The 7,278-nt window shown below is 31.6% G+C and carries 6 protein-coding genes; 5 read left to right on the top strand and 1 reads right to left on the bottom strand.

Translation table 11 applies throughout. The annotated features are described in order from the left end of the window. The first annotated feature begins 180 nt into the window (after positions 1-180). Positions 181-1,047: a hypothetical protein gene (locus tag ABIK75_08105; protein ID MEO0091051.1), complete on the top strand. Its 867-nt coding sequence runs from the start codon at positions 181-183 to the stop codon at positions 1,045-1,047. 242 nt (positions 1,048-1,289) lie between these two features. Next, complete coding sequence (locus ABIK75_08100; protein ID MEO0091050.1) at positions 1,290-1,589, top strand: MscL family protein; 300 nt, start codon at positions 1,290-1,292, stop codon at positions 1,587-1,589. A 6-nt stretch (positions 1,590-1,595) separates the two neighbouring features. Here ABIK75_08100 and ABIK75_08095 read toward each other — a convergent pair whose 3' ends face one another. Next, positions 1,596-2,624 carry a zinc-dependent alcohol dehydrogenase family protein gene (locus ABIK75_08095; protein MEO0091049.1) on the bottom strand — a complete coding sequence of 343 codons (1,029 nt, stop codon included), beginning with the start codon at positions 2,622-2,624 and terminating at the stop codon, positions 1,596-1,598. A gap of 110 nt (positions 2,625-2,734) precedes the next feature. On the opposite strand from ABIK75_08095, the gene ABIK75_08090 reads away from it, so the two are divergent. The 3 genes from ABIK75_08090 to ABIK75_08080 all read left to right on the top strand — a co-directional run. Next, complete coding sequence (locus ABIK75_08090; GenBank protein MEO0091048.1) at positions 2,735-3,187, top strand: Hsp20/alpha crystallin family protein; 453 nt, start codon at positions 2,735-2,737, stop codon at positions 3,185-3,187. Between the two features lie 127 nt (positions 3,188-3,314). After that, positions 3,315-6,890, top strand: a complete 3,576-nt coding sequence (locus ABIK75_08085) for a C25 family cysteine peptidase (GenBank protein MEO0091047.1) — start codon at positions 3,315-3,317, stop codon at positions 6,888-6,890. Positions 6,891-6,902: 12 nt separating this feature from the next. Further along, positions 6,903-7,278, top strand: a 376-nt coding sequence (locus ABIK75_08080; GenBank protein MEO0091046.1) for a hypothetical protein, incomplete at its 3' end; no start/stop codon positions are given.

The raw sequence follows: 7,278 nt of genomic DNA, 5'->3' as shown, positions 1-7,278 counted from the left end.
TATGAATGTTAAATCCAACTCCATATAAATTACCTCCTTTTTCTTAAATCTGGCTATATTATACTAAAAAAATAATATTTGTCAAGATAGATTTTTAATAAAAATAAAGTTCTTACAGGTATTGGAGGGAAGTTGAAAATGTAGCATTTTACTTATAATTTTGATATAATTTACTAAAAAATGAAATGGAGAATTATTGATACTTTTGACGATTTTCTTTTGTATTGGGAAAAAGCCCATAATAAAAATTGTGAAGAAAGATTTAAGTTGTGGCAAGAAATTTATATGGCAAAATATCCTGAACTTTTAAGAAAACAAATTGAAAGTTATAAAGAATTAGACTCCTTTTGGTTGGAAAAAGCAAAAAAGGAAATATTTTCTAAATTAGAAGAATTTTTGCCATTGATGAAAATAGCAAGAAGAAATTTATTTATCCTTTGGGAGCCAATTTATTACGAAGTTTTGAGAAAATTAAATGTGGATTTTCCAATTGTTTTTGTAATATATGTAGGAATAGGAAGCGGAGCCGGGTGGGCAACAATTTATAAATCAAATCTTGCTTGCCTTTTAGGATTAGAAAAGATTGCCGAATTAAAATGGCATTCTAAAGATAAATTGAAAACTCTTTTGCTTCACGAAATTGGTCATCTTGTCCATATGAAATACCGGAAAGAATATAAAAAATTTGAAAAGTATGAAAAGGACCCTTTATTTCTTTTGTATAGCGAAGGTTTTGCTAAAAGATTTGTGTCCTTTATTTCAGGAAAAGAAAAAGAGGACAAAAATTGGGTTTTATGGTGTAGAAAACATAAAAAAGAATTAATAAGAGAATATTTAAATAGAATTAATTACAAGAAGAAAGTTAACGACTTTTTTGGCGATTGGTTAAATGTGAAAGGTAAAAGTTTTACCGGTTATTTTTTAGGAAGAGAATTTATCCGTTGGTTAGAAGAAAAAGAAGGAAAAGATATAAGGAAGATAGCAATTTTACCTTTTAATAAAGTCCAAAGGTTAGTAAAAGATTGGCTCTTTTCACAATTAGAATAAATTTATAAGAATATAGGAAAGAGGGTTAAAAAGTTATTCCATTTTTAATACCTTGGCGTCTTTGATTTTTCTCTTTTTGATATCTACCAAGGCTTCGTTGGCTTTTTTTAGAGTATTTCTGAAAATTTTGTATTTTATTTTTTTTAATTTATTAAATTTGATAAAACTATAAAATTGTTTATAATAACTTTGATTAATTTGAATTGGATAAATTATTTTTTTATTTCTAAAAAGGAGGAAAAATGGCTGGATTTATTAATTTTATTAGGAAACAAGGTATTGTCGGTTTAGCCTTCGGATTTATATTAGGCGGTGCTGTTTCTAAACTTGTTGCTGCCTTGGTGGAAGATATTATTAATCCGCTGATAGGTATTGTGTTAGGTAAAGTTAGCGCGCTTTCTTCATTTCACTTGGCAATTGGACCAATAAATATTCTTTTTGGTCATTTTATAACTGTTTTTATTGATTTTTTGATTATCGCTTTGGTAGTTTATGGTAGTTTTAAAATCCTTAAATTGGATAAATTAGATAAGAAAGAATAAAAAATTTTATTCCATTTTTAATACCTTGGCACCTTTTATTTTTCTTCTTTTGATATCTACCACGGCTTCGTTGGCTTTTTCAAAGGGATAGATTTCTATTTCTGGTTTTATTGGTATCTTTTCAGCAATGTTTAAAAATTCAGAAATATCTCTTCTTGTGACATTGGCAACTGATTTAATTTCTTTTTCTAACCATAAATCCCGGGGATAATCAATATTTAATATCTCTTCTTTGTCAATCTCTTCTTTTCTTATTGCATTGATTACTAATCTACCATTTGGTAGAAGATGACGTAGAATAAAAAAGGGTGGTTTCCAAACAGGTGTGGTATCAATCGCACAATGAATTTTTTCTGGTGGTTTCTCTTCAATATCACCTGCCCAATAAGCACCAAGTTGTTTAGCAAGTTCTCTTTCTTTTTCGGTTCTTGAAAAGACAAAGATTTTTATGTTGGGATAAAGATATAAAGCCATTTTTAAAACTAAATGGTTAGAAGCACCAAAGCCAATTAAGCCAAGGTTTTGACCATCTTCTATATTGGTTAATCTTAATGAGCGATAACCAATGGCACCGGCACAAAAAAGAGGAGCACTCTCTTCATAAGTAAAATTTTCGGGTAATCTAAAAGCAAAATCTTCACTAATTTTGAAATATTCGGCATAACCACCATTTATATCCCTTCCAGTTGCTTTGAAATCTTTACATAAATTTTCTAAGCCCTTTTCACAAAATTCACATTTACCACAAGCTGAATATATCCAACCAGCACCAACTCTATCACCAATTTTGAATTTCTTTACTTTTTCACCAATTTTGATTACCTCACCAACAACTTGATGACCAGGAACAATTGGAAAGAAAGAAGGTAATGCCCTGCCTTCTATTTCATCAATTTCCGTATGACAAACAGCACAGGCTTTTACTTTGATTAAAATTTCATTTTCTTTTATTTGGGGTTTTTTTAATTCGGCTAATTTTAATGGTCTATCATCTTTTTCTAAATCAGTTATTTCAGTTATTAACCAGGCTCTCATAAATAATTATACAATAATCATATTAAAAATGTCAATTAATATATTGATTTTTTAGAAACTTTTTAAATAATTAGGTATCTAATAAATTGGAAACAAAAAGGAGGTGAAAGATGAGACACTGGTTAAGACCTTGGACACCGTTATCAAAAGAGTTGGAAGAATTAGAAAAAGATATTAGAAGAACTTTTGAAGAATTTTTCGGCCGGAGAAGGAGAGTTCCTGCGATTGCGGAAGAGTTCGTTCCACTTGTTGACATGTACGAAAAGGGTAACGATATAATCGTTGAGGCAGAAATTCCCGGAATGGAAAAGGAGAATCTCTCGGTAACGGTTTCTGAGAATGCGGTGACAATTAAAGGTGAAATCAAAAAGGAAAAAGAGGTAAAAGAGAAAGATTATTATCTCTGCGAGCGAAGTTATGGCAGTTTCTCTCGCACGATTGATTTACCCACGGAAGTAGACGCAGAAAAGGCGAAGGCGACTTACAAAAACGGAATCCTCACCATCACTCTTCCGAAGAAACAACCCGAGAAAAAATTAGAGACCGAGATTAAGATCGAGTAATTCCAATTCCTACAAGGAGAGCCGGTGGCAGAGTAAATCTTTGCCATCGGCTTTTTTATTTTTGATTTTATCTAAAATTGTTTTATAATATTTAAATGATTCTTAGTTTAAATTTAAGGAGGTTTTTATGAAGAAATTAGTATACTTTCTTTTTATTTTTTTATTGGGCTTTGGTGAATTAAAAATAAAAAGTTTTAATTATTCCCAAGGAGAAATTGAAATCACTTTAGAAGAACCAAAAATTGAAGTTAAGGAAATTCCTGAAGGAAGATTTTCTATTATCTCTTTACCAGTTAGCGGTCAATCAGTAGAAGAGGGAAGACCTTTGTTGCCGGTAATTCGTGAGTTTTACCAAATTCCCGAGGAAGGTCAACCAGAAATTGAAATAAAAAGTTTTGAGAAAAGAGAAATTGATTTAGTTTATCCTATTTATCCTTTACAACCACCAATTCCAAAAACTGGCGAGAAACCACCATTCACAATGGATAAAGATTTTTATGAAAGAGATTTCTATTATCCGGAAAAATTAGCCGAAATTAATCTTATTGGTTATATAAGGGGAAGAAGGATAATCGTTTTTGAGGTATATCCGATAAGATATAATCCTAAGAAAAATAAGATTGAATTTTATTCTAAAATTAATTTAGAAATAAAGATTAAAAATGGCAATTTAGGAAAAACTTTTCAGAAGATAAGAAATTTTTATTCATTACCTTTTGAAAAGAGAGTAAAAGATTTAATAATCAATTATAAATATTATGAGATTGACCCACCAATATTACCAATTGGTTATTTAATAATTGTTCCTGATGAATGGTATAATAATCTTTTACCGTTAGCAGAGTGGCGATTAAGAAAAGGGTATAAAGTTTGGGTAAAGAAATTATCAGAAGTTGGTGGTGGTAGTGCCGATGTGGTAAGAAATTATATTTTAAATGCTTATAATAACTGGCCGGTAAAACCCAGTTATGTGTTGTTAGTTGGTGATGTTGATAAAATTGGTTATTTTACTGGTCAAGGTTCGGGAAATCCGCCAACTGATTTAAATTTTTCTTTGATGACATCAGGTGATTATCTTCCGGATATTGATGTCTCCCGGTTATCCGTAGCCAATTCAATCCAGTTAGATTCTTTTGTAAGTAAGGTTATCAAATATGAGAAAAATGAATGGATTACCGAAAGGGATTGGTTGAAAAAGTCTTATTTTATTGCTTCCAGTGACGGTGGTAATCATCAAGTAGCAGAAAGTACCCATCAATATTGTATGAGACTTCAAAGAAGATTTGGTGTGATATGTGATTCTTTATATTTATATTATAATTCTGGTACACCAATTACTACTGCGATTAATGGTGGTCGGGCTTGGGTAACTTATTCCGGACACGGAAGTTATGACCGCTGGGCAGACCCAAATTTTACATCTGATAATGTAAGACAATTGACTAATATTGATAAAGTTCCTTTTGTTGGTACTTATGCCTGCCTTTCTGGTGATTTTTCCAATTCCTCTTATCCTGAATGTTTTTCGGAAACTTGGATAAGAATTGGCTATCGGGGAGCAATTGGTCATTATGCTTCCTCAGTAACTTCTTATTGGGTAGAGGATGATACTTTCCAAAGAAGGGTATTTGATGCTGCTTATGATAGTAATTTCTTCTGGGCAATGGGAATGATAAATAAAGGAAAACTTATGTATTTTCGGCAGATGGGAAATACTCCAACAACAAGAAGATATTTTGAGATGTATAATTTAATGGGTGACGGAGCAATTGATATTTACTGGGATATCCCAAAAGAATTGGATGTCTCTTATCCAAGAGTTATTCCAGTAGGTTCATATCAATTGGTAATAAATGTCCAAAGTAGCGGAGAGCCGGTTGTCAATGCTTTGGTATGTGCTTTGGCAAAATCAGATACTTCTTCTCATTATTTTGGTTATACTGATGAAAATGGTGAAGTAAGATTTAATATTTTTACTACCCAACCTGATAGTATTTACATAACAGTTACTGGTCATAATTTAGAGCCTCATATTGGCGCTTGTTTAGCGATGCCAGCAAATCAACCTTATGTGAGTTATTTGCGTCATTATATTAATGATGACCCACCAAGAGGAAATGGCGATGGGATACCAAACCCCGGTGAAGAACTGGAGATATTAACTTGGGTAAAAAATTGGGGAAACGAAACTGCTTATAGTGTTATCGGTAAATTTGTTTCTCGGGATACCTTAGTAACAACAAGCGATACGATAAAATATTTTAATGATATTGGTCCGCAAGACTCCACCTTTACCGGCGAAGATGGGTTCAATTTAACTATTTCCCAGAATGTTTTTAATGGTTATAATATCCGTTGTTCGCTACTTTTAAAAGATATTAATGATTCATTATGGGTCTCTTCTTTCTCAATAATTGTTGGCACACCAATTTTATCTTATGAAGATTTCTGTGTTAAAGACTCATTCTCCCAAAGACCAAATGGTAGAATTGACCCTGGTGAAACTGCTGATGTTTTAATAAAAATAAGAAATACTGGTTTAGGTCATGGTTATAATGTTTATGCTATTTTAAAGAGTTCTGATACTTTATTTTACATTATTGACTCCTTTGCCAGCTTCGGAACAGTATTAAGAGGCGATACCGCAATCAATTTTAATGACCATTTCAAAGTATTTGCCTCGCAATTGATTAGGCCGGAGACAGAAATTCTTTGTACATTGAAACTATATGCTGATAATTATGAGAGGATAACAACTTTTAGAATACCGATTGGCAGATTGACAATAACTGATCCAATACCTGATAATCGCCAACCTGAGCCATTATATTATGCTTATGATGATGTTGATACCTTTTATCAACAATGTGAGCCTTTTGAGTGGGTTGAGATAAGAAATATTGGTACAAGATTGCCGATAACTTCTGATGACCAGACGATAAGGATTCCTTTGCCATTTCCGATTTATTATTATGGAGTAAGGTATCGGGATTCTTTATCAGTTTGTGGCAATGGTTGGATAAGTCCGATAAGGACGACATCAACGAGTTATACTAATCAGCCATTACCTGACCCGACATCAACAAATCCAAATGCAATGATTTGTGTTAATTGGGATGATTTATATCCACCTTATGGTAATGGAATTTGGTTTTATTACGATACATTAAATCATCGGATGATTTTAGAATGGGACAGTGTTCATTATTATAATCCAAGAGAACAATGGGATAAGTTTCAGATAATAATATATGATACCACCGTTCAAACTCCAACGGGTGATAATATAATTAAATTCCAGTATTTAACAGCGAATTATTATCAATCAAACACAGTTGGTATTGAGGACCATACGAATACGATTGGAATCTGTGCTTTATATAATGGTAGTTATCATCGGGCGTCAGCACAAATTCAGGCAGGAAGGGCAATAAAGATTATTACTGGTCAGCCACTGCCAAGAGTAGGTATCTTCGAAATTACCAAGAAAGAAGGTGATATTAATAAATATGGTGAGCTTTGGAGATTACCGACAATTCTTAAAGGTTCTTCAATTATTTTGCCAATAAAAGATAAGGAAGTCATTCTTTATGATATTACTGGTAAAAAGGTAAGTAAAGATTTTAAAATTGAAAGATTACCTTCGGGAATTTATTTAATGAGAATTGATAAAAAAGATTATAAAATAGTTATTTTAAAATAAAGGAGGAAAAAAATGAAAAAATTTCTTTTCTTAATTCTTTTTATTTCTTTACTATTTTCTAAAGAGATGTTGATAAAGATAAATAATGTTTCAAAAGAGGAAATTCCTTTTCTTTTAAAGGAAGGCTTTTATATTTACGAGGTTGGCAAAAATTACATTATTGGCGCGATTGACGAGGGAAAATTTTTACCTATTAAAAATAAATATTCTTATGAAATTTTAATTGAAGATATGTTAGATTATCATCAAAGAATGGCACCAGGTGATAATTTTGGTAGATTCCATTCCTATCAAGAAATAGTTGATACTTTTAATATTATTGCTCAAAATAATCCTGATTTAGTAAGATTAGATACGATAGGCTATTCGGTTCAAAATCGGTTAATTT

It is taken from the genome of candidate division WOR-3 bacterium (assembly GCA_039801725.1).
Taxonomy (GTDB): Bacteria; Hydrothermota; Tepidihabitantia; order Tepidihabitantales; family DTDR01; genus DTDR01.
The sequence above is the reverse complement of the archived record's forward strand: the minus strand, read 5'-3'. Positions and strand labels throughout refer to the sequence as shown.

Coding starts and splice junctions, on each gene's coding strand:
- ABIK75_08090 (MEO0091048.1), top strand. CDS start 2,735: ATGAGACACTGGTTAAGACCTTGGACACCGTTATCAAAAGAGTTGGAA.
- ABIK75_08105 (MEO0091051.1), top strand. CDS start 181: ATGAAATGGAGAATTATTGATACTTTTGACGATTTTCTTTTGTATTGG.
- ABIK75_08095 (MEO0091049.1), bottom strand. CDS start 2,624: ATGAGAGCCTGGTTAATAACTGAAATAACTGATTTAGAAAAAGATGAT.
- ABIK75_08085 (MEO0091047.1), top strand. CDS start 3,315: ATGAAGAAATTAGTATACTTTCTTTTTATTTTTTTATTGGGCTTTGGT.
- ABIK75_08100 (MEO0091050.1), top strand. CDS start 1,290: ATGGCTGGATTTATTAATTTTATTAGGAAACAAGGTATTGTCGGTTTA.